Genomic DNA, 25,501 nt, shown 5'->3' with positions numbered 1-25,501 from the left:
TAAATCCCCTACCGCGAATTGCCGCCCGTCGCCGCGGCCTTTTCTTCGTCCCACCACCAGTTCGTGGGGAAACCGATTTCAAACTCCGGCAGCGTTTCTGGATGGCTGAACCGGTTCCACCGCGCCGCCGGATAGGCCGACCGCGTGTAGGAGGGCACGATGATGGCGTTGGCCAGCAGCACCCGATCCAACGCCCGGGTCGCGGCTACCAGCGTCTCGCGATCGGGAGCCATGACGATTTTGGTTATCAGCGCGTCGATGCCGGGATCGGAAATACCGGCATAATTGCGCGATCCCTCTTCCTCGACCGAGGAACTGCCCCAGAAAGAGCGCTGCTCATTGCCCGGCGAGAGCGATTGCGCCCAGCCTTGATAGACCACGTCATAATCGAAGCTGCGCAGCCGGTTGACGAACTGCACCGAGTCCACGCCGCGCACCGTCACATTGGCCCCGATCCGGTTGAGATTCTGCGCCAGATGCAGGGCGACCGGCTCGATCGTCGGCCCGTCGAGCATGATTTCGAAGCCGAATTGCTGCCCATTGGCATCGACCAGTTGCGTGCCGTTGAGCGTATATCCCGCCTCGCCGAACAGCCTCAGCGCTTCCTGTAGATTGGCCCGCAGGGCCTCCTCGCTGCCGCCCACCGGATTGGTATATTCGCCCTCGAACACCGAAGCCGGCACCAGATCGCGGACCTCTTCGAGGATCTCCAGCTCAAGCCCCTGTGGCGGGCCATCCGGCGCCGCCAATTCCGTGCCGTAGAAGAATGAATCTATGCGGCTGTACTGTTCGTAAAATATCGTGCGGTTGAGTTCTTCGAAGTCAAAGGCGTAATTGATCGCTTGCCGCACCAGCGGATTTTCGAACTTCTCGTCCCGCAAATTCATGATGAACCCCACCATCAGGCCGCGCCCGCGATAAGGCTCCTCGAACTCCTCGCGCACCACGCGGCCATCGCGCACGGCGGGAAAGTCGTATGCCGTCGCCCAGCGCCGCGCCATGTTCTCGGCCCACCAGTCGAACTCATCGGCCTTGAACGCCTCGAACGCCACGGTCAAATCGCGGAAATATTCGAGCCGGTATTCATCGAAATTGTTGGTGCCGATCCTCACCGGCTCATCGGCGCCCCAGTAATCGGGGTTGCGGGTGTAGCTGATGCTGCGTCCGGCATCGAAACCGGTGAGTTCATAGGGCCCCGAACCCATCGGCAGTTCAAGCGTCGAGGCGCCGATGTCGCGGGCCTCGCCATCGGCGTTTTCGCCCTCCCACCAGTGCTGGGGCAAAACCATGAGCTGCCCCATGATATAGGGCAGTTCCCGGTTTCCGGTTTCCGAAAAGGTGAAGCGTATCTCGCCCTCGCCGATGACCTCGGCGGATTCGACCGGCGCATAATATTCCGAGGCGATCGGCGATAGCTCCATCACCGTTTCGAAACTCCACAATACGTCCTCGGCGGTCACCGGCTCGCCATCCGCCCAGCGCGCGTCGGGGTTCATCCTGAACGTCACCGAGGAAAAATCTTCGGGATATTGCACGGCTTCCGCCAGCAGCCCGTAGCTGACCGAGCTTTCGTCACCGCTCGGCGTCATCAGCGTCTCATAGACCAGCCCAAGGCCGCCGCCCGCTTCGCCCAACGGCAACACCGGGTTGAAGGTGTCGAACCCCCCGAACGCGGGCATCCGCACCAGCCCGCCCTTGGGCGCGTCGGGATTGACGTAGTCGAACATTTCGAACCCGGCCGGATATTTCGGCTCGGCATCGAGCGCCACGGCATGGTGCCATTCGTCTTCCTGGGAAAAAACCGGCGTTCCGGCGGCCATTGCCACTGCGATGGCCAGGGTGATGCTGAGCGTTTTCATTTGCCGTCCATCCTACCAAGACGATGCCGAATGCGTTGATCCTAAAGCGCTTTCAGCAGAAGTGGAAACCACTTTTGCGGGCGCGGCCAGATGAACGTCTAACTTTTGGCGCCCGGGAGAGAAGTTTCATCCAGCGCCGCTGCGAGCAGGGCCCGCGTATAGTCCTCGCGCGGGTTGGCGAACACCGTTTCCGTCGGCCCGCGCTCCACGATTTTCCCATTGTGCATCACCGCCACCTCATTGGCGATGGCCCGCACCACCTTGAGGTTGTGGGAAATGAACACATAGGTCAGCCCGCGCCGCGCCTGCAGATCGCGCAACAGCTTGACGATCTGGGCCTGCACGCTCATGTCCAGCGCCGATGTGGGCTCGTCCAGGATCACGAATTTGGGTTCGAGCACCAGCGCGCGGGCGATGGCGATCCGCTGGCGCTGCCCGCCCGAAAATTCATGCGGATAGCGGTTCACCATCTCCGCATCCAGCCCCACCTCGGCGAGCACGGCCTTCACGCGCTCCTCGCGTTCCGCCGCCGAAACGCGCGGAAAATGCACCTTCAGTCCCTCGGCGATGATGTCGCCGACGCTCATGCGCGGGGAGAGCGATCCATATGGGTCCTGGAACACCACCTGCATGTCGCCCCGATAGGCCCGCATGGCGCGCGATCGCTTGTCCTGTATGTCCTCACCCAGGAACACGATGCGCCCCCGAGAGGAAATCAGCCGCAAAATCGCCAGCCCCAGGCTGGTCTTGCCCGATCCCGATTCCCCGACCACGCCCAGCGTCTGCCCTTCACGCACCACGAGAGCGACGCCGTCCACAGCCTTGAAATGCCCCACAGTTCGCTTGAACAGCCCCCGCTTGATCGGAAACCAGACCCGCAGGTCGTCCACCTCCACGATCGACTTGGCGTCCGCCACCGGCGGCGGCGGTGGCTCGGACAACTCGCTCGACAGCAATTGCCGCGTATAGGGATGCTGAGGATTGTCGAAAAGCTCGGCGGTTTCCGCCCGCTCCACGATCTCCCCATTGCGCATCACATGCACCCGGTCGGCCATCCGCCGCACGATCCCCAGATCATGAGTGATGAACAGCATCGCCATTCCCATCCGGCGCTGCACATCCTTGAGCAGGTCGAGGATTTGCGCCTGCACGGTGACGTCCAGCGCCGTGGTCGGCTCATCGGCGATCAGAAGGTCCGGCTCGCAGGCCAGCGCCATGGCGATCATCACCCTTTGCCGCTGCCCGCCCGAGAGCTGATGCGGAAACGCCGCCAACCGCGACGCCGGATCGGGAATGCCCACAGCATCGAGCAATTCGAGCACCCGCTTGCGCGCCGCCGAACGCCCCAGCCCCAGATGCACCGAAACCACCTCGCTCACCTGCTTTTCGATCGTGTGCAGCGGGTTGAGCGAAGTCATCGGCTCCTGAAAGATCATCGATATGGCATTGCCGCGCACCTTGCGCAGCGTCTTGTCATCGGCTTTCAGCAAATCCTGTCCCTTGAACAGGATTTGCCCCTTCGGATGCGATGCCGCCGGATAGGGCAGGAGTTTGAGCACCGAAAGCGCCGTCACCGACTTCCCCGATCCGGACTCCCCTACCAGCGCCAGCGTCTCGCCCGGCGCGATATCGAAGCTCACACCGCGCACCGCTTCGACCTGCCGGTCCTCCACCCGGAAGACGACGTCGAGATTGCTGACGGAAAGCAAATGTTCGCTCATCGCCTCACCCGAACGTCTTGCGCGGATCGAACGCGTCGCGCACCGCTTCGCCGGCAAACACCAGCAGGCTCAGCATCACCGAAATCACCGCAAACCCGGTAAGCCCCAGCCAGGGCGCCTGAAGGTTGTTCTTGCCTTGCGCCAGCAATTCCCCCAGCGAGGGCGAGCCCGGCGGCATCCCGAAGCCCAGAAAATCGAGCGAGGTCAGCGTCGTGATCGAGCCGCCGAGGATGAACGGCATGAAGGTGATGGTGGCCACCATGGCGTTGGGCAAAAGGTGCCGGAACATGATCGTCCAGTTCCCCACGCCCAGCGCCCGCGCCGCGTTCACATATTCGAAATTCCGCCCGCGCAGGAATTCGGCGCGCACCACCCCCACCAGCGCCACCCAGGAAAACAGCAGCAATATCGTCAGCAGCACCCAGAAACTGGGCGCGAGAATGCTCGATATGATCAGCAGCAGATAAAGCGTGGGGATCGAGGTCCATATCTCGATGAAGCGCTGGAACAGCAGATCTGTCCATCCGCCGAAATAGCCCTGCACCGCGCCGGCCACCACGCCCACCACCGAGGAGAGTATGGTCAGCGTCAGCCCGAACAGCACCGAAATCCGGAACCCGTAAACGAGCCGCGCGAACACGTCCCGCCCCTGATCGTCGGTCCCAAGGATATGCATATTGGCCAGCGTACAACCGGGATCGTCCACCCCTTGGGGATAGCGCGCGCAGTTCTGTTCAGCGCTCATCAGCCAGCTTGGCGGGGTCGGTGCCGGGCCGGGCAACAGCGTATCGACGGTCTGGTGCGAGAATCGGAACAGCGGCCACACGATCCACCCGTTCGCTTCGATCTCGTTCTGGATGAACGACGAGCGATATTGCGTCACCGCGAGGAAACCGCCGAACTTGGTCTCGGGATAATCCACCACCGCCGGCACCAACAATTCGCCCTTGTAGAAAGCCAGCAGCGGCCGGTCGTTGGTGATCGCCTCGGCAAAGAACGTCAGGACGAACAGCACCATGAAAATCCAGAACGCGACATAGCCCCGCCTGTTGCGGCGGAAATTGGCCAGCCTGCGCCGGTTGATCGCGGTGAGCGCCATTCGCCTAGACCTCCCGCGTCTCGAAATCGATCCGGGGATCGATCCACATATAGGTGAGGTCGGAAATCAGCCCCAGCACCAGCCCCACCAGCGAGAAGATATAGAGCGTGGCAAAGATCACCGGATAATCGCGCGTCAGCACCGACTGGAAGCCCAGCAGCCCCAGCCCGTCGAGCGAAAATATCGTCTCGATAAGCAGCGAGCCGCCGAAAAACGCCCCGATGAACGCGCCGGGAAATCCGGCGATCACGATCAGCATGGCGTTGCGGAACACATGCCCGTAGAGCACCCGGTTCTCGGTCAGCCCCTTGGCCCGCGCCGTCGTCACGTATTGCTTGCGGATTTCGTCGAGGAACGAATTCTTGACCAGCAGCGTCGAGGTCGCGAACGCCCCGATCGCCATGGCGGCGATCGGCAGCGCCAGATGCCAGGCGTAGTCGAGGATTTGCTGATACCACGGCATCGAAGCGAAATTGGCCGAGGTCAGCCCGCGCAGCGGAAAGATCGACCAGAAGCTCCCGCCCGCGAACAACACGATCAAGAGGATCGCGAACAGAAAGCCGGGAATGGCGTAGCCAACGATCACCACGCCCGACGTCCAGACATCGAACTTCGACCCGTCGCGCACCGCCTTGGCGATCCCCAGCGGAATGGAAATGCCGTATGAAATCAGCATCATCCACAGCCCCAGCGAGATCGAAACCGGCATCTTTTCAACGATGAGGTCGATCACCGATATGTCGCGATAATACGATTGCCCGAAATCGAACCGCAGGAAATCCCAGATCATCGAACCGAACCGCTCGAGCGGTGGCTTGTCGAACCCGTATTGCTCTTCGAGCTGGGCGATGAACGCCGGTGAAAGTCCGCGCGCCCCGCGATAAGCCGATTGCGGCTGGCCCCCGCTATCTGCGGCATCGGCAACGCCCTGGCCGGCGAAATCCCCCTGCGTCGAGCCCGTCACCCGCGAGAGCGAACTGCTCTCCATCCCCGAATAATTCGCGATCGCCTGCTCGACAGGCCCGCCGGGCGCAAACTGGATGACGACGAACGACACCACCATGATCCCGAAAACCGTCGGGATCATCAACAGAAGGCGTCGCAGGATATAAGCCGCCATCAAGGCTCCGGCACGTTGCGCGAGTCAGATGCGCACAGCATGGCGGCTTTGCCGCAAACGGCAAGGGATTTGTTGGCTATTTATTGGATGGGATCGACAGGCTCGCGGGGCAGGGCGTAGGAGCATCCGCCCCGCGCCCGCGGCCTTGTTGGCGGGCAGTATCAAAATGCCGCCCGCTGCCGAGCTCTTCAATGGTGCGTGATCTTGTCGGCTTCCGAACGGGCAGTGTCCGCCGCTTCGCGCACCGCCTCCTTGGCTTCTCCATACGCATGGCCGGCGGCTTCGCGCGCCTGATCGTGCAGATGGCCCGCTTCCTCTTTTCCACGCTCGTAAAGGTGCTCGGCTTCTTGTGCCGCACGGTCTTTGACCGAATCCGCCGCATCGCCGAACATCTCGTCTTCCTGCCGCGTATGGGGCAGGGCGCCGCCGAACAGGGCACCGATGGCAAAGGCAATCGCACCGCTGATCAGCGGCTGGTCGTGGATGAAGTCGTCGGCCATATGGGCCGCATTGCCACCCTGCCGGCGCAGCCTGTCGCCTGCGTGCTGGGCTTGCTCGCCCATCCGGTCGGCTCCGTGGCGCACACGTTCGCCCAGCCGCGACGCGTTCTCGCCAGCCTTGCGCCAGGCGTGAGACGCCCAGCCGCCGGTTTGGTGGATGCGGTTTCCCGCCTCGTCGCGGAAATCGCTGACCCGATGTCCGGTTTCGTCGATAAATCCGCGAAACATGCGGCCGGATTCGTCGATGAAATGTCCGGCCCGATGGCCCGCTTCATTGGTCAGTGCCTTGAACTTGCGCCCGGCATCGTCGGTGAATTCGCTGTGCCGACCCTCGTCGCTATCGACAATCCCGACACGCTGCAGCGTGCGGCCCTTTACGGTAGCAACGGGATAATCGTCCTCGTCCACCTCATAGTGCCCATACATCGCATCGGCATCATAGCCATTGCCATATTCGGGCTCGCGCCGGGGCAGGTTGGACTGAACGGCAAGCCAGGCCAAGCTCGCGCCCATCAGCGTCACGGGCAGGGGGTTCTGCACGACGCTGCGGCCCAGGTTGCGCGTGAATTCCGCGCCCGGTCCTTCGCGCGTATAGCGCAATGCCTCATCGAGAAGCTGGCCGGGCGAAAGACGGGCCGAAATCTGGTCCACCCGCTCTTCGATCCGGGCGCGCCGCGCCTCGATCTCGCGTTCGATCTCATCGGATGTCTTGTGATGGTGAGCCATTAGAGCCTCTCCTTGACGACATTGGCATCTTCAGAAAGCGAATGGGCGGTCCGCTCCAGCTTGAAATTGGAGGTCTTGAGCCGCTTGATGCCCGCCGAAATCATGATCCAGCCGATAAGGCCGACCACCAAAGCGACGACCACCGCCGAAATGACATTGGCGGTCATCGGCTCCATGCCGATGCTGACCAGCCAGGCGGTTCCCAAAACGACGATGGCGGCCAGCAGCACGCCCAGCGCACCGATGGCCAGGATTGCGCCGATGACCAGCATTTGCCCGCCATGCACCGCGCTTTCCACCCGCTCACCGGCCTCGGTCTTGGCCAGCTCGATTTCCTGACGGAAAAGGGTCGTCACGTCGGACACCAATCCCTTCACCATTCCGGCGAGCGAACGGTTGTCGCCATAAGGTTCTCCGGCGGCGCTCATGAGTCTTCTCCAGTGTTCGAGCCATAGGGACGGGCAGGGCCGTGGACGTTCCCGTCGCCGTAATAGCGGTCGTCGTCGTGACCGCGATTGGCATATCGCGACGGACGCCGCCGGCTGGCGGACGCACTCAGGAAGCGGCTCGCGGCAAATCCGAGCAGGGCCGCCGTGGCCAGAAATGCGCCGGGCCGCTGCCGTCCGAAATTTTCCACATCGCCGACGATTTCGCCCACGCTGCTGTTGCGCGCCCTGTCGGCTGCGTCTTCCATGCGGTGGGCGATGTCGCCGGCATATTGGCCGGCCCAGGATTGTTCGCCCGAGCGCATCTCGTTGCCGACGCGCTCGAACACCGCCGCTATGCCCGAAAGCTGGTCGGCGGCATAATTCTTTTGGCCTTCGGCATAGCTGCCCGCTTCGCGCCGGGCATGATCGAATTCGGCTTTGGCCTCGCGCTTGACGGCGTCTAAATCCTCACGCGCCCGGTTCTTGATCTCGTTGAAATCTTCGCGGGCGTTGTCCTTGATCGTCTCGGCATCACTGCGTGCCGTTTCGGTCACGGAACCCTCGCCATTGGGGGCTGATGGGTTGGCCATCCTCGATCTCCCGTGTGTTGCTTCGGTGACGAGGGGCTAATTCACTGCGGCCCGGAGCGTTCCAAAACGTTCCTGGGCCCTCTTGGGAAGATGTCAGGTGTAATAAACCCGCCTTAATTGCCGATCAGCCCGTTCTCGATGGCGTATCGCGTCAGCCCCGCCGTCGTCGCGATGCCGAGCTTTTTCTTGATGTTCTTGCGGTGCGTTTCCACAGTCCGCGCCGAGATATCGAGCGTCGCCGCCACGTCCTTGTTCGATTTCCCCGCCGCGATCAGCAGCAGGATCGCCTGCTCGCGCGTCGTGAGCGCCCGGGTCTTCTGCGCCCGCGCATTGCGCTCCAGCAGCACGTCCGAAACGCCCGTCGAAAAGAACGTCCCTCCCGCCGCCACCGTCTCGATGGCCTCGATGATTTCCTCGGTCGAAACGTCCTTGAGGATATATCCCGACGCCCCGTACATCACCGATGTCGAGATATACTCGCGGCTGTCGTGCATCGAGAGCATCAATAGCCGAGTGGCCGGCGTTTGTTCCTTGAACAGCTCGATGGCGTCCAACCCGTTGAGTTCGGGCATGTTGATATCCATCAGCACCACGTCGGGCTCGGTCCGCGTCGCGATCTCCAGCGCCGTGCGCGCCGAGGGCGCCGCTCCCACAACGTTTATGTGGTCGTAGGTTTCGAGAATGGCCTTGAGCCCGTCGAGCACCAGCGGATGATTGTCGACAAGAAGCACCTTGATCGGGTCGGCCATGTTCATGCCACCTCGGCCAGGCTGGGCTGACGCATGAACACTGATTTGGGCAGCATGGCGCGCAGCATCGTTCCACTGGGCGAAGTTTCCACCAGCATATTCCCTCCAAAATGGGCCATGCGTTCCTGCATGTTGCGCAGCCCCAGTCCGCCCCTGCGGTCGTTGTCGGCAGAAAAGCCCTTGCCATTGTCCGATATCACCATCTGCACGCGCCCGTGGGGGCTCGACAGTTCTATCGAAACTTCGGTGGCGGCGGCGTGCCGCTCGATATTGTTGAGCGCTTCCTGCGCCACCCGATAGAGCGCCGTCCGCGCCTCGGGCAGCAGCATGTTCTTGAACGCGACGGCTTCGACTGACACCTTGATGCCGGTGCGCTCGGCAAAATTATGGGTCAGCGCCTCCAGCGCCGCCGACAGGCCCAGATCGTCCAGCGCACCGGGACGCAGGTCGTGCGAAAGCCGCCTGACCTCCTTGATCGCGCCATTGAGCGCATCGGCACCCTTGCCGATGGCGTCCGGCGCCCCCTCTGCGCCGCTCTCGACCTTGCGTCGGGCCAGATCGATGGCGTAGCGCACCCCGATCAGGATTTGCGAAATGCCGTCGTGAAGTTCGCGCGCGATCCGCGCCCGTTCCTCCTCCTGCGTGTCGATGATCCTCTGGGTCAGTTCCTTGAGCTTGTGGTCGGCCATCCGCCGCTCATGCAGGTTCAGCCCCATCAGCCATGCGAAAACCAGCAGCACGGCCGGAACCGCGATCAGCACCACGGTGAGGAAGGTCGAATTGATCGTGTTGCGCAAATCCGCATGGGCGGCGGCGGTCTGGGCGTAAACATCGTCCAGATAGACCCCGGTGCCCAGCATCCATTCCCATTTGTCGAGGCCCACGGCGAACGAGACCTTCTCGGCCATGGTCCCCGCCGAGGGCTTCTCCCAGAGATATTGGTGCAGGCCGCCACCCTCCTTGGCCTTTTCCACGAGGTTGTAGATCACCCTGTCGCCATTGGGGTCGCGCAAATCCAGCCAGTTCTGTCCGGGCCGATATGTCTGGCGCGGATGGACCACGTTGATCCCGTCATAGTCATAGACGAAGAAATAGCCGTCCTCGCCATAGTCGAGCGCGTTGAGGATGGTCCTCACCTGTTCCTTGGCCTCCTCGTCGTCGGGCCCGGCATTGGAATAGATGCCGTCGATCGCCGAGAGGGCGAGATTGGTGAGGTTGAGCAGTTCGTCCTGCTTGGCCTGCAGCATGTTGCGTTCGAAGGTGTCGATGCTCGCCCGCGCCAGGCTGGTCGATTGCCAGGTGACGAGCCATGTGATCGCCATGATCGCCAGGATCAGCGGAACGATGGCGAGCGCCAGAATCTGGTGCCTCAACTGCATGGCGATATGTCCTCCTCGCGGCCACCTCCATGGCCGGCCCCGATGGTAGCGGATCACGGGCCGGTTGCCATCGGTTCCTGCGTAATACTGGGTAGTTATTTGCAACAAAGCGGCGCCATTGCAAAGCCTGCGTCTCGACGCAAACCTGCAAATGCAGTCTGTTTTGTTCCGCGCTTCGCAATGCGCATGAAAATGGCGGCTCACGAAGCGCGGCAGCTATTTTCGATCTGGCGCCAAGCGGCGCCATTGGGAGGAATTGATGAAAAGACGCGACTTCTTCAAGAAGGCCGGCGCGGCGACTGCGGGTGCAGCGGCGGCGACCGCCACCCTGGCCGCCCCGGCCATTTCGCAGGGCAATATCACCTGGCGGATGGTCACCACCTGGCCCAAGAATTTCCCCGGCCTGGGTGTCGGCGCCCAGCGCCTTGCCGACCGCATCACCGCCGCCTCGGGCGGACGGCTTTCGGTTCAGGTCTATGCCGCCGGCGAAATGGTCCCCGGCCTGCAGGCCCTCGATGCCGTCATCGACGGTTCGGCCGAAATGAGCCACGGCGCTGCCTATTACTGGCAGAACAAGTCCATGGGCCTCTCGTTCTACACCGGCGTGCCCTACGGCATGACCAACCGCGAGCTCGCCGCCTGGGTCCGTCACATGGGCGGGCAGGAGCTCTGGGACGAAATCTACGACCAGTTCGGCCTTCAGGGCTTCCTTTCGGGCGATACCGGCACCCAGGCGGGCGGCTGGTTCCGCAACGAATTGACAGGCGTCTCCGACATCCAGGGCCTGCGCTTCCGTAGCCCCGGCCTTGGCGGGCAGGTGTGGGAACGTCTGGGCGCATCGGTCACCAACCTTGCCGCCGGCGACATCTTCGCCGCGCTTCAGAACGGTACGCTGGATGCCGCCGAATTCGTCGGCCCCTATAACGATCTGGCGCTCGGCTTCTACCAGATCGCCAAGAACTACTATTTCCCGAGCTTCGTCGAGCCGGGTCTGGCCACCGAACTCGTGGTCGACAAGGCCAAATACCAGGAACTGCCCCAGGACCTGCAGGACATCGTCCGCTTCGTCTGCCAGGCCGAATATGACGAAGTCGCCTCCGACTTTGCCGCCAACGATCCGCGCGCCCTCCAGACGCTCGTCAACGATCACGGCGTGGTGGTCCAGCAGTTCCCCGAGGAAATCCTCCAGGCCGGCGCCGAGGCGTCCATGGAGCTGATCGCCGAGATCCGCGAGGGAAGCGACGACCTCACCAAGCGCGTCACCGAGAGCTTCATCGCCGCCCTCAACATCACGCGCCAGAAGACTGACGGCACGGACTCGCTCTTCCTGCGCGCCCGCGAGCAATACGTCACCTTCGACTGATCCAAGCCACTCAAGCACGAAAGGCCCGGTTTCGACCGGGCCTTTTTTTCATCCGGCCAGCGCCGGCGCTCAGCTTTCCCCCGCTGGCCCCCGCGCTCCATTCCATCTCATGCCCATATAGACGTCGCCTGCCTCCAGCTCGTCGAGCATCTGAGCCAGGTGCCTGACCTTGGTCTCCTGGCGCTTCACCTTGTTGATCCAAAGCAGATAGTCGTTTCGCTGATAGGGCGGGCGCGCCTGATAGGCAGCCCACAAGCCGCGAACATCGAGTGCCTCGCGCACGAAATCGGGCATGGGCTCGCGCTTGCGAAGAGGCCGTAATGCAGGGCTCATCGGGTTTCCTTTCATCGTGCAAACGGGGCGGCGCCCCTCGACAGGAAAAGTCTGCCAGCCATCCAGGACAGGGCATGGCAGGAGGATACATGGTATTAGGATACCGCGATCCCGGTTGGCGCCGCAAAAAAAGAAGAGGGCCCTGCGGGGCCCTCTCTCATCCGTCGTGCCGCACCTTAGTTGATCGACGGCAGCCAGGTGATGAGCTGCGGGAACATGAACAGCAGCGCTATGGCGATGATCTGGAGCAATACGAACGGCGCGGCCCCCTTGTAGATCATCCCCGTCGTCACCCGGCTCGGCGCCACCCCTCTCAGGTAGAACAGCGAGAAGCCGAACGGCGGCGTCATGAAGCTCGTCTGCAGGTTCACGCCCACCATCACGCCCAGCCAGATCGGGTCGACCCCGAGCGCCAGCAGGATCGGCGCGGTGATCGGGATGATGATGAAGATGATCTCGAACGTATCGAGGATGAACCCGAGCACGAACATGATCAGCATCACGACGATCATCGCCCCGATTGCCCCGCCCGGCAGATTGGCCAGGAACTCGTGCACCAGATTGTCGCCGCCCATCACGCGGAAGACGATCGAGAACACCGAAGCGCCGAACAGGATGATGAAGATCATCGAGGTGATCGTCGCCGTCGCCATGGCGCAGTCGCGGAACACCTTGAACGACAGTCTCCAGCGCAGCGCCGCGAGTATCGTCGCACCCACCGCGCCCACCGAACCGGCCTCGGTCGGGGTCGCAACACCCGTCAGGATCGAGCCCAGCACCAGAAGGATCAGGATCAGCGGCGGGATCAACGCCACGATCACGTCCTTGACGATGCCCTTGCGCTCTTCGTCGCTCATGGGCGTCGCCGGACAGCTCTCGGGCTGGGTGATCGCCTTGTAGATCATGTAGAGGATATAGAGCCCCACCAGCAGCAGCCCCGGGATGAACGCCCCGGCGAACAGATCGCCCACCGTCACCGGCACCGGCGCGAAATTGCCCAGCTCCATCTGCACCTGCGCGTTGATCGAGGAGAGCATGTCCCCCATGAAGATCAAAACGGTCGAAGGCGGAATGATCTGCCCCAGCGTGCCCGACGCGCAGATGACGCCCGATGCCAGCTTGGGGTCGTATTTCGCGCGCAGCATGGCCGGCAACGAGATCAGCCCCATCGTCACCACCGTGGCGCCCACCACGCCGGTCGAAGCGGCAAGCAGCGCGCCCACCACGATCACCGAAATCCCCAGCCCCCCGCGCAACCGCCCGAACAGCTTGCCCATGGTGAGCAGCAATTGCTCGGCGATCTTGGATTTCTCCAGCATCACGCCCATGAAGATGAACAGCGGAACGGCGACCAGCACCTCATTGGTCATGTAGCCGATATACCGGCCCATGAGATTGCCCATGTTCGAGAAATCGAACACGCCGAGGAAGTATCCGATGGTCCCGAAAATCAGCGACGTTCCCGCCAGGGTGAACGCCACCGGAAAGCCCAGCAGCAGAAAGCCGATAACACCGAAAAACAGCAGGCCGGAGAGGATTTCCCCAATCAGAATGCTAGACACTGGGCATCTCCTCGTCGCCGTCGACCGGGTAGCGATAGGCGGGCGGCAGCAGGTCTTCCTTGTCCGCCAGCACCAGAATGGCGCGCGCGATCATCGCGAGGCCCTGCAGCGCGACGAGCACGGCAAACACCAGGATAAAGGTCTTGAGCACGAACAGGCCCGGCATGCCCCCGATGTTCTGGGACGCTTCATAAAAGCTCCATGAGCGCTGTACGTAGGGCAGTCCCCAGCGCCAGACGACGAACATGAAGGGAAAGAGGAAAATCACGACGCCGACGATATCGCAGATCGCTTTGCGGCGGATCGATGCCGGCCGATAGAGGATATCGACCCGAACGTGATCGTCGCGAAACAGCGCATATCCGGCCACTGCGGTAAACATCGCCCCGCTCAGCCAGACATAGAGATCCTGCATCCACAGATGGGTCGTATTGAAGAAATAGCGCTGGACGACGACGGCAAAGCAAACGACGACCACGCCGACCGCCAGCCATGCGAAGATATTGCCGACCAGCCGGTTCAAGCCACCGATAGCCTGAACCGCGAGTGCGAGCGCACGCATTTTCGCTCCTCCTCCCACGGAAGATTGTGTGTTTTATCGATTTTACCGCTATTCCGCGCCCGCCCAAACTGCAATGTCATCGCCGAACGGCTTCAGGCAAAACACCACATTAGCCCGTAAAACTGGGTAGGCGGCTCAGAGAGCATTACTGGAATCCTCCCCCAAACGCCGCCACCGGCTACCCTTCTCCCCTTGAGGGAGACTTCGAGCCGTCCTCTGGCCAATCGTGCCGGTGGCACGATTGGAGGCGAGAAGGCCATGAGAGCTGCGCTCGAATGGCGGGCCGCGAAGCGGTCGGATGAGGGGTGCTCTGAGTCTCTAACGAACTGACGTTGATGCGGAACCTCAGCGCACCCCTCACCCCCGGCCCCTCTCCCTCAAGGGGCGAGGGGGGCTCTTTTGGCAGCACGGAAGTTTTTTTCCGAAATGCTGCCAAGAACTACCCTTCTCCCCCGGTGGGAGAAGGTGCCCCGAAGGGGCGGATGAGGGGTGCGCTGAGCTTCCCCAACAGCCATAGTACGTGCTGAAACTCACGCCGACTCCTCCCGCATCCCAGAAGTTCTTCCACAGCACCTGCCACCGACTACCCTTCTCCCCTTGAGGGAGAAGGTGGGCTTTCGCTTGAAAAGCGAAAGGTCGGATGAGGGGTGCTCTGAGTCTCGTAACGAACCGAAGTTGATGCGGAACCTCAGCGCACCCCTCACCCCCGACCCCTCTCCCTCAAGGGGCGAGGGGGGCTCTTTTGGCAGCACGGAAGTTTTTCCCGAAACGCTGCCAAGAACTACCCTTCTCCCCTTGAGGGAGAAGGTGGGCTTTCGCTTGAAAAGCGAAAGGTCGGATGAGGGGTGCGCTGAGGCGACCATCTCCACCAACGCTCGCCAAAAGCTCCCCTTCTCCCCTGGTGGGAGAAGGTGCCCCGAAAAGGCGGATGAGGGGGGCTCTGAGTCTCCCCACCACCACCCCCTGAGGTCCCAAAAAACCTAAACCCACCCCCGATGCCGCAGAAACGATGCAACCGCCGTAGCCCCCAGCGCCCACGCCGCCCCCAGCGCCCACCCAGCCAGCACGTCGCTCGGATAATGCACGCCCAGCAGCACCCGACTGATCCCCACCAGCACGGTCAGCGCCACGGCCACGCCATAGAAAAACACCTTCACCTCCAGGCGCGGTGACAGCCTTGCCAATAACGCCCCCAGCGTCAGATAGGTCACCGCCGACAGCATGGCGTGTCCGCTCGGAAAGCTCGCCGACAGCGCCTCGGTGATCGTCGAGAACTCGGGACGCGGCCTGTCGAAAAAATTCTTCAGCAGGCTCGAAAGGATCGATCCCCCGATCACCGAAACGGCGACCAGCAGAGCCGCATGCGCCTGCCGCGTCATGAGCAGGAAAATGACGACAAACGAAACCACCAGCGTCAGTATCGAAACACTGCCGAGCGCTGTGATGTCTCGCACCGCCTCCCGAAACCAGAACGAACCGATCATCTGGCTGGGGTCGCTCGCCGAGCGGAACATCTCGAGAATGGCGATGTCGAGTTCGTTCGTTTCCCCTTCGGTCACTTCGTCGGCGACCTGAAAGAACGCAAAGGCGAATGCACTCGCCAGACCCATGGCGATCAGGACGGCATATTCGGCGACGACGAATTCACGTATGCGCTGAATATTGGATTGCGAGAGATAGCGTTTGAGCACCTTGGGCCTCGTCGTCTGCTGGACGCGTATTTATCCGCATCGGACGGCAAACGCACAACCCCGGCTCAATCACGTCCTCTAAATCGTCGTTGATAGGCCGCATCGTAAAGCGAGCTGTCGGAAAACCCCTCACTCGCCAGCGTCGGGCCGACGAATATGATCGCCGTGCGCTCGATGGGATCGGCCGCCAGTCTGGCTGCGATGTCGCCAAGCGTTCCGCGCACGATCCGCTCGGTGTCCCAACTCGCCCAGGCGACGACGGCCACCGGACAGTCAGCGCCATAGCGAGGCGTCAGCTCCGCGACGACCTCCTCGATAGCATGGATGGCCAGATGGATGGCGAGCGTGGCGCCGCTCGTCGCGAAATTGGCCAGCGTTTCCCCTTCGGGCATCGGCGAGGCGCGGCCCGAAACGCGGGTCAGCACCAGACTTTGGGCCACGCCCGGCTTGGTCAATTCCTGTCCCAATGCCGCCGCCGCCGCCGCGAAGGCCGGCACGCCAGGCGTCAGCGTATAGGGTATGGCGTGCTTCTCCAGCCTGCGGATCTGCTCGGCCACTGCGCTCCACACAGAAAGATCGCCCGAATGGAGCCGCGCCACGTCCAGTCCCTTTTCATGGGCAGCGACATATTCAGCCTCGATCTCATCGAGCGACATCGGCGCCGTGTCGACCAGCCTCGCGCCCTCGGCACACCACGCCAGCATATCCTTGGGCACGATCGAGCCTGCGTAAAGGCACACCGGGCATCTTGCCAGCAAATCGCGTCCGCGCACCGTTATCAGATCGGCGGCGCCGGGCCCGGCGCCGATGAAATGGACGGTCATTTGACCCACACCCATTGGGTGATCGGCATGGCGGGCCGCCACCCGCTCATCGCCCCCAATGTCTCGGCGCGGGCGATCTGTATGCGGGTCAGCGTGCCGCCGGACTGGCCGTGCAGCAGCGCCAGCAGGGCCTCCATTTCCAGCGTCACGGCATTGGCCACCAGCCGTCCGCCGGGCCTGAGCGCATCCATCGCCGCGTCGATAACGCCGTCTTCCGTGCCGCCGCCGCCCACGAAAATCGCGTCGGGCTGCGGCAGGGTCTTGAGCGCCTGCGGTGCTCGCCCGTGCTTGACAGTCAGTCCTGGCACGCCCAATGCCGCCGCGTTGCCGGCGATCCGGCCGAACCGCGTCGCGTCCGCCTCGATCGCTATGGCCGATAGCGAGGTGTCGGCCAGCATCCATTCGATGGCCACCGATCCCGATCCCGCGCCGATATCCCACAGCAGTTCGCCGCGCCGCGGCGCCAGCGCCGAAAGCGTCAGCGCCCGGATTTCACGCTTGGTGATCTGGCCGTCATGGTCGAACCAGTCGTCCGGCACGCCCGGCGTCATCGGCAGGATTCTGGCCTCGGGCCCGGCCACCACGTCGATGGCCACCAGATTGAGCGGATCGATATCGGTTTCCGAAAACCCATCCGCCACGGCGGTCTTCATGCGCTCCTTGGGCCCGCCCAAGGCCTGAAGCACCGTCAGCGCGCTCGCCCCGAACCCGGATTCCTTGAGCAGCGTCGCAAGCTCGCCGGGACCCTTCTCGTCCGATGTCAGCGCCAGGATTTTCCGGCCGTGATGCAGGTGAGGGCGGATGAGGTCGTTAGACCGCCCATGCAGCGAGAGCACCGTCACATCCTGCAACGCCCATCCCATCCGCGCCGCCGCCAGCGAGAAGGAGGATGGAGAGGTGACCACCAGCATTTCCCGCGCCGGAACCCGCCGCGCCAGTGTCGCGCCGATCCCGAAATGGAACGGGTCGCCGCTCGCCAGCACGCACACCCGCTTGCGCCCGCGCAGCCGCGCCACCTCTTCCACCGAAGTCTCGATCGGTGATTGCCACCGCCGCTGCTCGGCAAGATTGAGCCGGCGCACCAACGCAAGATGACGCGCGCCGCCGAATACCACTTCCGCATCGGCGATCAGCGATTTGGTCAGATCGGTCAATCCATCGAGACCGTCTTCTCCGATGCCTACAATTGTCAGCCACCGTTCATTCATTTCGACCGTCCGGCACCCGCCTCAACGCATAGATCAAAACACGCCCGTCATCACCGCGTTCAACACCACGAAAGTACCGCGATCCGACGATGACTGTTGACGCCATGTTGGCCTGTTCGCCATGGGCTTTTTCCAGCGTCGTCGTCACGATTTTCTCGTTCTCCCGCCCCACGGCCTGCCCGAAGATCACCGGAATCTCTCCCGGCAAAATTTCCCGCAAGATATTGAAAGCCTTATCCAATTGCCACGGCCGGGCCTTGGATATCGGATTGTAGATGGCGATGGCAAATTCCGCCTCCGCCGCCAGCCGAAGCCGTTTTTCGATTGTTTCCCAAGGCTTTAGGTTGTCCGAGAGCGAAATCGTACAAAAATCCGCCCCCAGCGGAGCCCCCACCTTCGCCGCCAGCGCCAGCATCGCCGTCACTCCCGGCACCACCCGCAGATCGACAGATTTCCAGGCATCGGGCCCACCATCCATCGCCTCGCAAACCGCTGATGCCATTGCGAAAATTCCCGGATCGCCCCCCGAAACCACGGCCACGGTATGGCCCGCCGCCGCCATGTCCAGAGCCGCTTTCGCCCTGTCGATTTCCTCGCGATTGTCCGAGGGCACCGCCGTCTGGTCGGCCCGCAAATCGAGCCTGTCCACATAGGGCTTGTACCCGAAAAAATGGCTCGACGCCGCGACAGCTTCCATCGCCTCGGGCGTAATTTGCTTTTGATTTCCTGGGCCTAGCCCGATGACATAGAGCGTCCCCGTCATGGCCTGCTCGTCCAGCCGGGGACCAACACCTGCGAAAAATACGGGGCAGGGGAGTCGTCGCGCTCGGCAAGCGGCGTCACCACCGCATCGGCCATGGTGCCGCGCTCGACATATATCGCTCCAGCCAATTTCCCAGCCGCTTCAAGTGCTTGGCGAATCTTTGGCAAATTGCGCCCCACCTTCATGATCACCGCACTATCAGTCCCGGCCAGCCGTTGCGAAAGGTCCGAAAGCTCAAGCGTTCCGGGCAAAACCGTGAAAACATCATCCCCCTGCATCAACGGAACACCCGCCTGCGACCAGCATCCGGACATCGATGTAATCCCCGCGATGACTTCGGTGGGGTAAAGTGGGGCCAACCGCACGTGAATGTGCATGTAGGAGCCATAAAAGAACGGATCGCCTTCCGAAAGAACGGCAACCGTCCGCCCCTGATCGAGATGAGACGCGATCTGGCGTGCCGATTCATCGAAAAACGCGCCGATTTCCGACTTATAGGCATCTTCCCGCCGGTCGAGTTCGGTCGTCACGGGATAGCCCAGCGGCAGCTCGATGGCGCTCTCGGGCCAATGCGGCGCCACGATCGCCCGCGCGTTTCCGTTCCGCCCGCGCTTGAGAAAGTGGGCAATGACATCGGCATCGAGAATGGCCCGCACCGCCTTGAGCGTCAGCAATTCCGGGTCGCCCGGACCCGTCCCGACCCCGATCAAACGGCCCGTCATATCCCCGGCCTCGCCAATGCATTGAGCGCCGCCGCCGTCATGGCGCTCCCCCCCAATCGGCCCTCCACGATAGCGAAGGGAACGCCATAGGAATTTTCGCTAAGCGCCTGTTTTGACTCGGCTGCTCCCACGAATCCCACCGGCATCCCGATGATCGCCGCAGGTTTCGGTGCCCCGTCACGCAGCAATTCGAGCAGGTGAAACAACGCCGTAGGCGCATTGCCGATCGCCACCACCGACCCTTCCAGTTTCGGCAACCAGATATGGATCGCTGCCGCCGAGCGCGTATTGCCATAGTCCTGCGCAAGATAGGGCGTCTCGGGATTGTTGATCTCGCAGATCACCTCATTGTCGGCCGGCAGCCGGGAGCGAGTCACGCCCCGGGCGACCATCTCGGCGTCGGTGAAAATGGGTTTCCCACGCTGCAGCGCCTTGCGCCCGGCGTCGACAAACCCTTCCGAGAACTGAAAGAATCTCGCGGCATCCACCATCCCGCAGGCATGGATCATCCGGATCGCGACCTCGGCTTCCTGCATCGAAAACCGCGAAAGATCGGCCTCCGCCCGGATGGTCGCAAAGGACTGCCGGTAGATTTCCTGCCCATCACGGATGTAGTCGTAGTGTGTCATTGATGTCCCAGCCGGTCGAGAACCATGAGCGTCGTCTCACCGGGCCGCCGAGTATCGCGGATTCGCCGGGCCAGGGAAACGACGCCGGTCTCAATAGCTGCGGGATCGAACGTTGCAAGCGGTTTGGCGTCGGGTGCGCGATATAGCCTCAATTGATTTCCCGCCAAAACCACGCCCGGCCGCCCCGCATGGGGACATCCCTTGGCGCAGGTCGAAACATGGATATGGAACGAACCATCGACCAGTTCCGGGTCCGCCGTATAGAACGCCTGGGCCAGTTCCGCGGCCTGAATAACACCGTCAGACCCCCGCTCGGCGCCCGAACAGATCGAGAGCCGCCGCTCCTCCGCATCGGGCCGCGTGCCGAAACCAATAGCGGCCAGGGCAGGGGAAAGTTCATGCAGCGCATCGGCCGAAAGTCCCAGCAAAACAAGCGTCCGGTCGGGTGCGGGTATCGCTTCGGCCACGCCATGCCGATCCATAAGCCGGGCAAGGTCATTTATTTGCCAGCTTCGAACCTGCCCAAAAGGCAGCCCGATTCTCAACCCTGCTGCACCACCCGAAAGACTCAACGGCCCCATCGTCGCCCCCACGGGCCGCACGCCGATATGGTCCAGCGACCGCAGTGAAGGCAATTTCTCTGCGACATGAGCAGCATCGAGCTCGGCGCCACGCGCACGCGGCCTCTCGGCCTGCAATGCCCTGAGAATTACGGCAACGGCATCGGGAATATCGACTTCGTCCAACAATCCCAGCGCAATTCCTCCCAACTCAAGCGCCCATGCCTCACCGCGTGCGACCAGCCGGATATCGGCCTTGAGCCCATCGAGAAGCACCTGTCCGCCGGTGATCAGCACAATCGATAGCTTGGGCGAGAGCGCTCCTTCGGCGAGGGCTTTGTCGCACACCACTCTCAATCGCCTCGCCAGAGGACGAGGATCTGCGGTGGCCTTTGGGTCCTGTCCAGCGAGCGGCGAATATTCGATGGCCGGCGCAGGCTGCGCCGCGATCGCTGCATCGCCCAGCGCGGCGCGAAAATTGGGGCCCGAGGCGTCGCTTAGCCCGCGAACCTGAATATTGCCCCGGGCGGTGATTTCGATCAGCCCGTTCCCGCAGAATTCTGCGGCTTCAGCAAGCGCGGCGAGCTGTTTTGAAGTCAGCCCCGTCTCGGGCCGGAAACGCGCCAAAAGCCCATCGGCGACCGGCATGGGGTGATCGAGCGTCGGGCAGGCACCGCGCGCGGCGAGCGAGGAAATATCGTGGTTCATGTCCACTCTTACCAAGGGCTTCGCGCCGAGCCTAGAGCCGCCGGAGCAGGTAGATATCCATGATCCAGCCATGCTCGGCCCGCGCCGTGTCGCGCATCGCGGAAATGCGGCCGGAGACGTCTGCCAGCGGGCCTTCCACCAGCAATTGCTGCTCCATCCCCACATAGGCCGCCCAATAGATATAAAGCCCCTCGGGATCGATCTCGGTGAAGGCCTTCCGGCCATCCAGCATGACGACAACCGTATCGGAACGCGCCGGCCAACCCTCCACGAGCTTGCGGCCGGTCGTGATCGTAACCGGATTGCCGATTGTGTTGAGGGGAATCGCAAAAGCCGCCGTCAGTGCTGAAATGGCGCTAACGCCGGGGATGACCTTGGTGGCGAACGCCTCGCCCATATCCTTCACCCGATCGAGGATGCGGAGCGTGCTATCGTAAAGTCCCGGATCGCCCCAGACGAGAAACGCAGCGGTTTCATCCGGCTCCATACGCGCGATCATTGCGCGATACTGGTCCGCAATCGCATCGTGCCAATCGGCGACACCGGCAGCATAGCTGGGGTTTTCCGCGTCGCGAACGGGCAGGGCGAATTCGACGATACGCGGGGATCGCTGGGCGAAACGCTCGACGATCCGCCGCCTTACCGCGGCCAGTTGCGCCTTTTCTTCCCCTTTGGTAGGCACGAAGAGAACATCCGCCCCATTGAGCGCATTTATCCCTTCGACCGTCATATGGTCGGGGCTGCCGGTGCCGATGCCGATGAGAACGATTGAGCGCATGGGGCGGTCATGGCAGAAAAGCTTCCCCCTGTCATCGTTCACAAAAATTTTGAGGGCCAGCCCTTGTGCCGCGCCCGCCCAATGGTTAGATGAGTGTTCTTCCGCGTTTCATCCGGCGCGGATTTTTTTATGGCTCACGCCCCCAGTCTCGGGGACCAAGGAGGTTCGATCGCAAGAATTGACGCTTCAGACACCTTATTATCTGCTCGACAAGTCGGTACTTCTCCGCAACCTGGAAAAAATATCGTATTTGCGTCAGGCATCAGGCGTTAAATGCGTTCTTGCGCTCAAGGCCTTCGCCACGTGGTCGGTTTTCGACCTGATGCGCGAGCACATGGATGGCACGACCTCCTCATCGCTTTATGAAGTCAAGCTCGGCCGCGAGAAATTCGGCGGCGAGACGCATGCCTATTCCGTCGCCTGGGCCGATCACGAGATCGACGAGGCGATCGATGCCTGCGACAAGATCATCTTCAATTCGGTAGGCCAGCTCGAGCGTTACGCCGACAAAGCCGATGCCAAGGGCAAGAAGGTCGGCCTGCGCCTCAACCCCGGCATTTCCCACTCGCACTTCGTGCTTGCCGATCCGGCGCGCCCCTTTTCGCGCCTCGGCGAGTGGGACATCGAGCGTGTGGAGCCCGTGCTGGATCGCATCTCGGGCGTCATGTTCCACTTCAATTGTGAGAACGACGAATACGACAGCCTCGACGCGCTTTTGAGCAAGATCGAGGCGCGTTATGCGGACGTTCTTCATAAGCTGGAATGGGTTAGCCTGGGCGGTGGAATCCGTTTCACAAACGATGATTATCCGATCGAAAAACTCGCGCAGCGCTTGAAGGAAATGAGCGAGCGCTACGGCATCCAGCTCTATCTGGAACCGGGCGAGGCCTCGGTCACCAAGTCCACGACGCTTGAGGTGACGGTGCTGGACGTCGTCTACAACGGCAAGCACGTGGCGATCGTTGACAGTTCGACCGAAGCGCATATGCTCGATCTGTTGACCTACAGCGAATATACCAGCGTGGCCCCCAATACCGGGCCGCACACGTATATTGTCTGCGGCAAAACCTGTCTTGCCGGAGACATTTTTGGAGAGTTCCAGTTCGAGACCGAACTCAAGGCTGGGGACCGTATCTCCTTCCTCGATGCCGGCGGTTATACCATGGTCAAGAAGAACTGGTTCAACGGGGTCCAGATGCCGTCAATAGCGGTACGTCACCTGGACGGGCAGGTGGAACTCATTCGAGAGTTCACGTTTGAGGACTACGCGCGGAGCCTGTCGTAACCGAGGGTGAGATCCCGATTTCGACAGCGTCGCGTAGCTTGGTTCAACCTCTGAAAAGGTGTTTCGTGAGAAGTGAAAAAGAACGTACTGATTATCGGTGCCGGAGGTGTGGCGCAGGTCGTCGCCCATAAAGCTGCAATGGCAAACGACGTGCTCGGCGATATCCATATCGCCTCGCGCACGCTCGACAAGTGCCAGACTATCGTTTCGAGCGTGCTCGAAAAGAAGTCGCTCAAAAAGCCCGGCATCATCGAGGCCCATCAGCTCGATGCCCTCGATGTCGAAGCGACCAAGGCCCTGATCGCGAAAACGCGGTCCCAGATCGTCATCAACGTCGGCTCCGCCTTCATCAACATGTCGGTCCTCGAGGCCTGCATTCAGGCGGGCGTGGCCTATATCGATACCGCCATCCACGAAGATCCCGCCAAGATTTGTGAGACGCCGCCCTGGTACGGCAATTACGAATGGAAGCGGCGTGAGCGGTGCGAAAAGGCCGGCGTAACAGCCATCCTGGGCGCTGGGTTCGACCCCGGCGTGGTCAATGCCTATGCGGCGCTTGCCGTGGAAGAGTACTTCGATACCGTCGACTCGATCGACATCATCGATATCAATGCCGGCTCGCACGGCAGGTATTTCGCCACCAATTTCGATCCGGAGATCAACTTCCGCGAGTTCACCGGCCAAGTTTACACTTGGCAGGACAGCCAGTGGAAGACCAACGAGATGTTCGAGGTTTCGCGCACCGACGACCTGCCGGTCGTGGGCAAGCACACCTCCTATCTCTCGGGTCACGACGAGCTTCATTCGCTCTCGCGCAACCTCGACGTGCCCGACATCCGGTTTTGGATGGGTTTTGGCGAGCACTACATCAACGTCTTCACGGTGTTGAAGAATCTCGGCCTGCTCTCCGAGCAGCCGGTCAAGACCGCCGAAGGCCTCGAAGTCGTGCCGCTCAAGGTGGTCAAGGCGGTGCTGCCCGATCCCTCTTCGCTGGCTGCCAATTACACCGGCAAGACCTGCATCGGTGATCTGGTGAAGGGCAAGAAGGATGGCGAGGACCGCGAGGTCTTCATCTACAACGTCGCCGACCACGAAACGGCCTATGCCGAAGTGGGTAGCCAGGGCATCTCCTACACCGCCGGCATTCCCCCGGTGGCCGCGGCGATCCTGGTCGCCAAGGGCGCATGGGACTGCCACAAGATGGTCAACGTGGAAGAGCTGCCTCCGCAGCCGTTCCTGGGCCTGCTCAACCAGATGGGCCTGCAGACCTCGATCCGCGACGAGAATGGCGAACGCGATCTCTCGTTCGAGGGGTGGACCGCGCCCTTCGCGGCAACCGGACGGATGGTCGGCAAGCGCTGAACATCCTTCGCATGAATACCGAACCGCCCGTGCCAGAGATGGCGCGGGCGGTTTGCTTTGGGCTAGGGTACGGAATTTCCGGGGAGTGGGGCAATGAGCGCGCAGCAAAGATCGGGCACTGTACAGTCGGTCGATCGGGCAATGGCCATTCTCGAACTGCTGGGAGAAGATGAGGAAGGTTTCCGCCTGACCGATATTTCCCGGCGCACCGGCCTGTCCGCTTCGACGGTCCATCGCCTGCTCACGACGCTCGAACAGCGGCGTTTCGTTCAGTTCGATCCCACCGATAGCATGTGGCATGTGGGGCGCACGGCCTTTGCGGTCGGTTCGGCCTTCACGCGCCAGCGCAATTTCGTCGCTCCCGCCTTGCCCATCCTGCGCCGATTGCGCGACCAGACACGCGAAACCGCCAATCTGGGGATCGTGGACGATGGCGAAGTGGTCGTGCTCACCCAGGTGGAAAGCCGCGAGATCATGCGCGCCATAACGCGTGTCGGGGGCAGGGCGCCCATGGCGAATTCCGGCATGGGCAAGGCCATCCTAGCGGCCTATTCGGACGAAGACATAAAGGCGATCATCGCCCGCCAGGGTCTGCGGAAAGTGACGGAAAAATCGATCACCACCTTGGCGGCGCTGAAAAGGGAAGTGGCGCAGACACGCTCAAAAGGATTTTCCCTGGATGACGAAGAATTCGTCATGGGCCTGCGTTGTGTGGCGGCGGTGGTCTATGGAGCCCAGGCCGAACCGCTCTGCGCGATCTCGATTTCGGGCCTGTCCGTTCGCGTCACCGATGAGCGTGTGGATGTGCTCGGCAAGCTCGTCGCCGATGCGGCGCGGGAGTTGACGGTGTCACTCGGGGGCAGGACCCCCGAGCGCTAGGCTGAATCGACATTCAGTCGAAAATGACGCCAATCGCTTAGCTCGCTGTGGATAGGCTGCTGCTGGACCCCGGGATTTATTCCCGGAATCCAGAGCAGCAT

The 25,501-nt window shown here is 62.1% G+C and carries 24 protein-coding genes; 4 read left to right on the top strand and 20 right to left on the bottom strand.

Going from position 1 to position 25,501, the window contains the following annotated elements; translation table 11 throughout:
• Positions 1–8: 8 nt before the first annotated feature.
• The 9 genes from V4T21_RS11545 to mctS all read right to left on the bottom strand — a co-directional run bounded on the left by V4T21_RS11545 (position 9) and on the right by mctS (position 10,171).
• A complete protein-coding gene (locus tag V4T21_RS11545) occupies positions 9–1,859 on the bottom strand; it encodes an extracellular solute-binding protein (RefSeq protein ID WP_332716760.1) in 1,851 nt (616 codons plus the stop codon).
• 98 nt (positions 1,860–1,957) lie between these two features.
• Complete coding sequence (locus V4T21_RS11540; RefSeq protein ID WP_332716759.1) at positions 1,958–3,580, bottom strand: ABC transporter ATP-binding protein; 1,623 nt, start codon at positions 3,578–3,580, stop codon at positions 1,958–1,960.
• A gap of 4 nt (positions 3,581–3,584) precedes the next feature.
• A complete protein-coding gene (locus tag V4T21_RS11535; protein WP_332716757.1) occupies positions 3,585–4,679 on the bottom strand; it encodes an ABC transporter permease in 1,095 nt (364 codons plus the stop codon).
• 4 nt (positions 4,680–4,683) lie between these two features.
• A complete protein-coding gene (locus V4T21_RS11530) occupies positions 4,684–5,799 on the bottom strand; it encodes a microcin C ABC transporter permease YejB (protein ID WP_332716754.1) in 1,116 nt (371 codons plus the stop codon).
• 188 nt (positions 5,800–5,987) lie between these two features.
• Entirely contained in the window at positions 5,988–7,025 is a 1,038-nt protein-coding gene (locus V4T21_RS11525) for a DUF3618 domain-containing protein (RefSeq protein WP_332716752.1), read from the bottom strand.
• Positions 7,025–7,453: a phage holin family protein gene (locus V4T21_RS11520; protein WP_332716750.1), complete on the bottom strand. Its 429-nt coding sequence runs from the start codon at positions 7,451–7,453 to the stop codon at positions 7,025–7,027. The genes V4T21_RS11525 and V4T21_RS11520 overlap by 1 nt, the downstream gene beginning before the upstream one ends.
• Positions 7,450–8,043 (bottom strand): nutrient deprivation-induced protein, encoded by a 594-nt coding sequence (locus tag V4T21_RS11515; protein ID WP_332716748.1) that lies wholly within the window; start codon positions 8,041–8,043, stop codon positions 7,450–7,452. The genes V4T21_RS11520 and V4T21_RS11515 overlap by 4 nt, the downstream gene beginning before the upstream one ends.
• Before the next feature lie 113 nt (positions 8,044–8,156).
• Positions 8,157–8,798 carry a two-component system response regulator MctR gene (gene mctR / locus V4T21_RS11510; protein ID WP_332716746.1) on the bottom strand — a complete coding sequence of 214 codons (642 nt, stop codon included), beginning with the start codon at positions 8,796–8,798 and terminating at the stop codon, positions 8,157–8,159.
• The gene (mctS, locus tag V4T21_RS11505; protein WP_332716744.1) at positions 8,795–10,171 is read right to left on the bottom strand and encodes a two-component system sensor histidine kinase MctS; all 1,377 of its coding nucleotides are present in this window, start codon (positions 10,169–10,171) and stop codon (positions 8,795–8,797) included. The genes mctR and mctS overlap by 4 nt, the downstream gene beginning before the upstream one ends.
• Positions 10,172–10,430: 259 nt before the next feature.
• Here mctS and V4T21_RS11500 point away from each other — a divergent pair, with 259 nt between their 5' ends.
• Positions 10,431–11,534: a TRAP transporter substrate-binding protein gene (locus V4T21_RS11500; protein ID WP_332716742.1), complete on the top strand. Its 1,104-nt coding sequence runs from the start codon at positions 10,431–10,433 to the stop codon at positions 11,532–11,534.
• A gap of 69 nt (positions 11,535–11,603) precedes the next feature.
• On the opposite strand, the gene V4T21_RS11495 is transcribed toward V4T21_RS11500, so the two are convergent.
• The 11 genes from V4T21_RS11495 to cobF all read right to left on the bottom strand — a co-directional run bounded on the left by V4T21_RS11495 (position 11,604) and on the right by cobF (position 21,874).
• A complete protein-coding gene (locus V4T21_RS11495; RefSeq protein WP_332716740.1) occupies positions 11,604–11,867 on the bottom strand; it encodes a YdeI/OmpD-associated family protein in 264 nt (87 codons plus the stop codon).
• Positions 11,868–12,043: 176 nt separating this feature from the next.
• The gene (locus V4T21_RS11490; RefSeq protein ID WP_332716738.1) at positions 12,044–13,429 is read right to left on the bottom strand and encodes a TRAP transporter large permease; all 1,386 of its coding nucleotides are present in this window, start codon (positions 13,427–13,429) and stop codon (positions 12,044–12,046) included.
• Positions 13,422–13,991, bottom strand: a complete 570-nt coding sequence (locus V4T21_RS11485) for a TRAP transporter small permease subunit (RefSeq protein ID WP_332716735.1) — start codon at positions 13,989–13,991, stop codon at positions 13,422–13,424. Before V4T21_RS11485 ends, V4T21_RS11490 begins: the two co-directional genes overlap by 8 nt.
• 980 nt (positions 13,992–14,971) lie before the next feature.
• Entirely contained in the window at positions 14,972–15,682 is a 711-nt protein-coding gene (locus V4T21_RS11480) for a phosphatase PAP2 family protein (protein WP_332716732.1), read from the bottom strand.
• A gap of 65 nt (positions 15,683–15,747) precedes the next feature.
• The gene (cobM, locus tag V4T21_RS11475) at positions 15,748–16,506 is read right to left on the bottom strand and encodes a precorrin-4 C(11)-methyltransferase (protein WP_332716730.1); all 759 of its coding nucleotides are present in this window, start codon (positions 16,504–16,506) and stop codon (positions 15,748–15,750) included.
• Positions 16,503–17,714, bottom strand: a complete 1,212-nt coding sequence (gene cbiE / locus V4T21_RS11470; RefSeq protein WP_332716728.1) for a precorrin-6y C5,15-methyltransferase (decarboxylating) subunit CbiE — start codon at positions 17,712–17,714, stop codon at positions 16,503–16,505. Before cbiE ends, cobM begins: the two co-directional genes overlap by 4 nt.
• Complete coding sequence (locus V4T21_RS11465) at positions 17,707–18,477, bottom strand: precorrin-3B C(17)-methyltransferase (RefSeq protein ID WP_332716726.1); 771 nt, start codon at positions 18,475–18,477, stop codon at positions 17,707–17,709. Before V4T21_RS11465 ends, cbiE begins: the two co-directional genes overlap by 8 nt.
• Positions 18,474–19,199: a precorrin-2 C(20)-methyltransferase gene (locus V4T21_RS11460; RefSeq protein ID WP_332716723.1), complete on the bottom strand. Its 726-nt coding sequence runs from the start codon at positions 19,197–19,199 to the stop codon at positions 18,474–18,476. The genes V4T21_RS11465 and V4T21_RS11460 overlap by 4 nt, the downstream gene beginning before the upstream one ends.
• On the bottom strand, positions 19,196–19,828 hold the full coding sequence (locus tag V4T21_RS11455) for a precorrin-8X methylmutase (protein WP_332716720.1): 633 nt from the start codon (positions 19,826–19,828) through the stop codon (positions 19,196–19,198). The genes V4T21_RS11460 and V4T21_RS11455 overlap by 4 nt, the downstream gene beginning before the upstream one ends.
• Entirely contained in the window at positions 19,825–21,096 is a 1,272-nt protein-coding gene (locus tag V4T21_RS11450) for a ferredoxin-like domain-containing protein (RefSeq protein WP_332716718.1), read from the bottom strand. The genes V4T21_RS11455 and V4T21_RS11450 overlap by 4 nt, the downstream gene beginning before the upstream one ends.
• A gap of 31 nt (positions 21,097–21,127) precedes the next feature.
• Positions 21,128–21,874, bottom strand: coding sequence for a precorrin-6A synthase (deacetylating) (cobF, locus tag V4T21_RS11445; RefSeq protein ID WP_332716715.1), 747 nt, complete (start codon positions 21,872–21,874; stop codon positions 21,128–21,130).
• On the opposite strand from cobF, the gene nspC reads away from it, so the two are divergent.
• From nspC to V4T21_RS11430, 3 genes are all read left to right on the top strand, one after another.
• Positions 21,849–23,159 (top strand): carboxynorspermidine decarboxylase, encoded by a 1,311-nt coding sequence (gene nspC, locus V4T21_RS11440; protein WP_332716713.1) that lies wholly within the window; start codon positions 21,849–21,851, stop codon positions 23,157–23,159. The two genes, cobF and nspC, sit on opposite strands and share 26 nt — an antisense overlap.
• A gap of 72 nt (positions 23,160–23,231) precedes the next feature.
• Complete coding sequence (locus V4T21_RS11435; protein ID WP_332716711.1) at positions 23,232–24,521, top strand: saccharopine dehydrogenase family protein; 1,290 nt, start codon at positions 23,232–23,234, stop codon at positions 24,519–24,521.
• Between the two features lie 93 nt (positions 24,522–24,614).
• A complete protein-coding gene (locus V4T21_RS11430) occupies positions 24,615–25,400 on the top strand; it encodes an IclR family transcriptional regulator (protein ID WP_332716708.1) in 786 nt (261 codons plus the stop codon).
• Positions 25,401–25,501: the final 101 nt, after the last annotated feature.

The organism is Pelagibacterium mangrovi (assembly GCF_036662815.1).
Classification (GTDB): domain Bacteria; phylum Pseudomonadota; class Alphaproteobacteria; order Rhizobiales; family Devosiaceae; genus Pelagibacterium; species Pelagibacterium mangrovi.
This window is presented reverse-complemented; position numbering and strand designations above follow the sequence as displayed.

Coding starts and splice junctions, on each gene's coding strand:
- V4T21_RS11545 (WP_332716760.1), bottom strand. CDS start 1,859: ATGAAAACGCTCAGCATCACCCTGGCCATCGCAGTGGCAATGGCCGCC.
- V4T21_RS11540 (WP_332716759.1), bottom strand. CDS start 3,580: ATGAGCGAACATTTGCTTTCCGTCAGCAATCTCGACGTCGTCTTCCGG.
- V4T21_RS11535 (WP_332716757.1), bottom strand. CDS start 4,679: ATGGCGCTCACCGCGATCAACCGGCGCAGGCTGGCCAATTTCCGCCGC.
- V4T21_RS11530 (WP_332716754.1), bottom strand. CDS start 5,799: ATGGCGGCTTATATCCTGCGACGCCTTCTGTTGATGATCCCGACGGTT.
- V4T21_RS11525 (WP_332716752.1), bottom strand. CDS start 7,025: ATGGCTCACCATCACAAGACATCCGATGAGATCGAACGCGAGATCGAG.
- V4T21_RS11520 (WP_332716750.1), bottom strand. CDS start 7,453: ATGAGCGCCGCCGGAGAACCTTATGGCGACAACCGTTCGCTCGCCGGA.
- V4T21_RS11515 (WP_332716748.1), bottom strand. CDS start 8,043: ATGGCCAACCCATCAGCCCCCAATGGCGAGGGTTCCGTGACCGAAACG.
- mctR (WP_332716746.1), bottom strand. CDS start 8,798: ATGAACATGGCCGACCCGATCAAGGTGCTTCTTGTCGACAATCATCCG.
- mctS (WP_332716744.1), bottom strand. CDS start 10,171: ATGCAGTTGAGGCACCAGATTCTGGCGCTCGCCATCGTTCCGCTGATC.
- V4T21_RS11500 (WP_332716742.1), top strand. CDS start 10,431: ATGAAAAGACGCGACTTCTTCAAGAAGGCCGGCGCGGCGACTGCGGGT.
- V4T21_RS11495 (WP_332716740.1), bottom strand. CDS start 11,867: ATGAGCCCTGCATTACGGCCTCTTCGCAAGCGCGAGCCCATGCCCGAT.
- V4T21_RS11485 (WP_332716735.1), bottom strand. CDS start 13,991: ATGCGTGCGCTCGCACTCGCGGTTCAGGCTATCGGTGGCTTGAACCGG.
- cobM (WP_332716730.1), bottom strand. CDS start 16,506: ATGACCGTCCATTTCATCGGCGCCGGGCCCGGCGCCGCCGATCTGATA.
- cbiE (WP_332716728.1), bottom strand. CDS start 17,714: ATGAATGAACGGTGGCTGACAATTGTAGGCATCGGAGAAGACGGTCTC.
- V4T21_RS11465 (WP_332716726.1), bottom strand. CDS start 18,477: ATGACGGGGACGCTCTATGTCATCGGGCTAGGCCCAGGAAATCAAAAG.
- V4T21_RS11460 (WP_332716723.1), bottom strand. CDS start 19,199: ATGACGGGCCGTTTGATCGGGGTCGGGACGGGTCCGGGCGACCCGGAA.
- V4T21_RS11455 (WP_332716720.1), bottom strand. CDS start 19,828: ATGACACACTACGACTACATCCGTGATGGGCAGGAAATCTACCGGCAG.
- V4T21_RS11450 (WP_332716718.1), bottom strand. CDS start 21,096: ATGAACCACGATATTTCCTCGCTCGCCGCGCGCGGTGCCTGCCCGACG.
- nspC (WP_332716713.1), top strand. CDS start 21,849: ATGCCGATGAGAACGATTGAGCGCATGGGGCGGTCATGGCAGAAAAGC.
- cobF (WP_332716715.1), bottom strand. CDS start 21,874: ATGCGCTCAATCGTTCTCATCGGCATCGGCACCGGCAGCCCCGACCAT.
- V4T21_RS11430 (WP_332716708.1), top strand. CDS start 24,615: ATGAGCGCGCAGCAAAGATCGGGCACTGTACAGTCGGTCGATCGGGCA.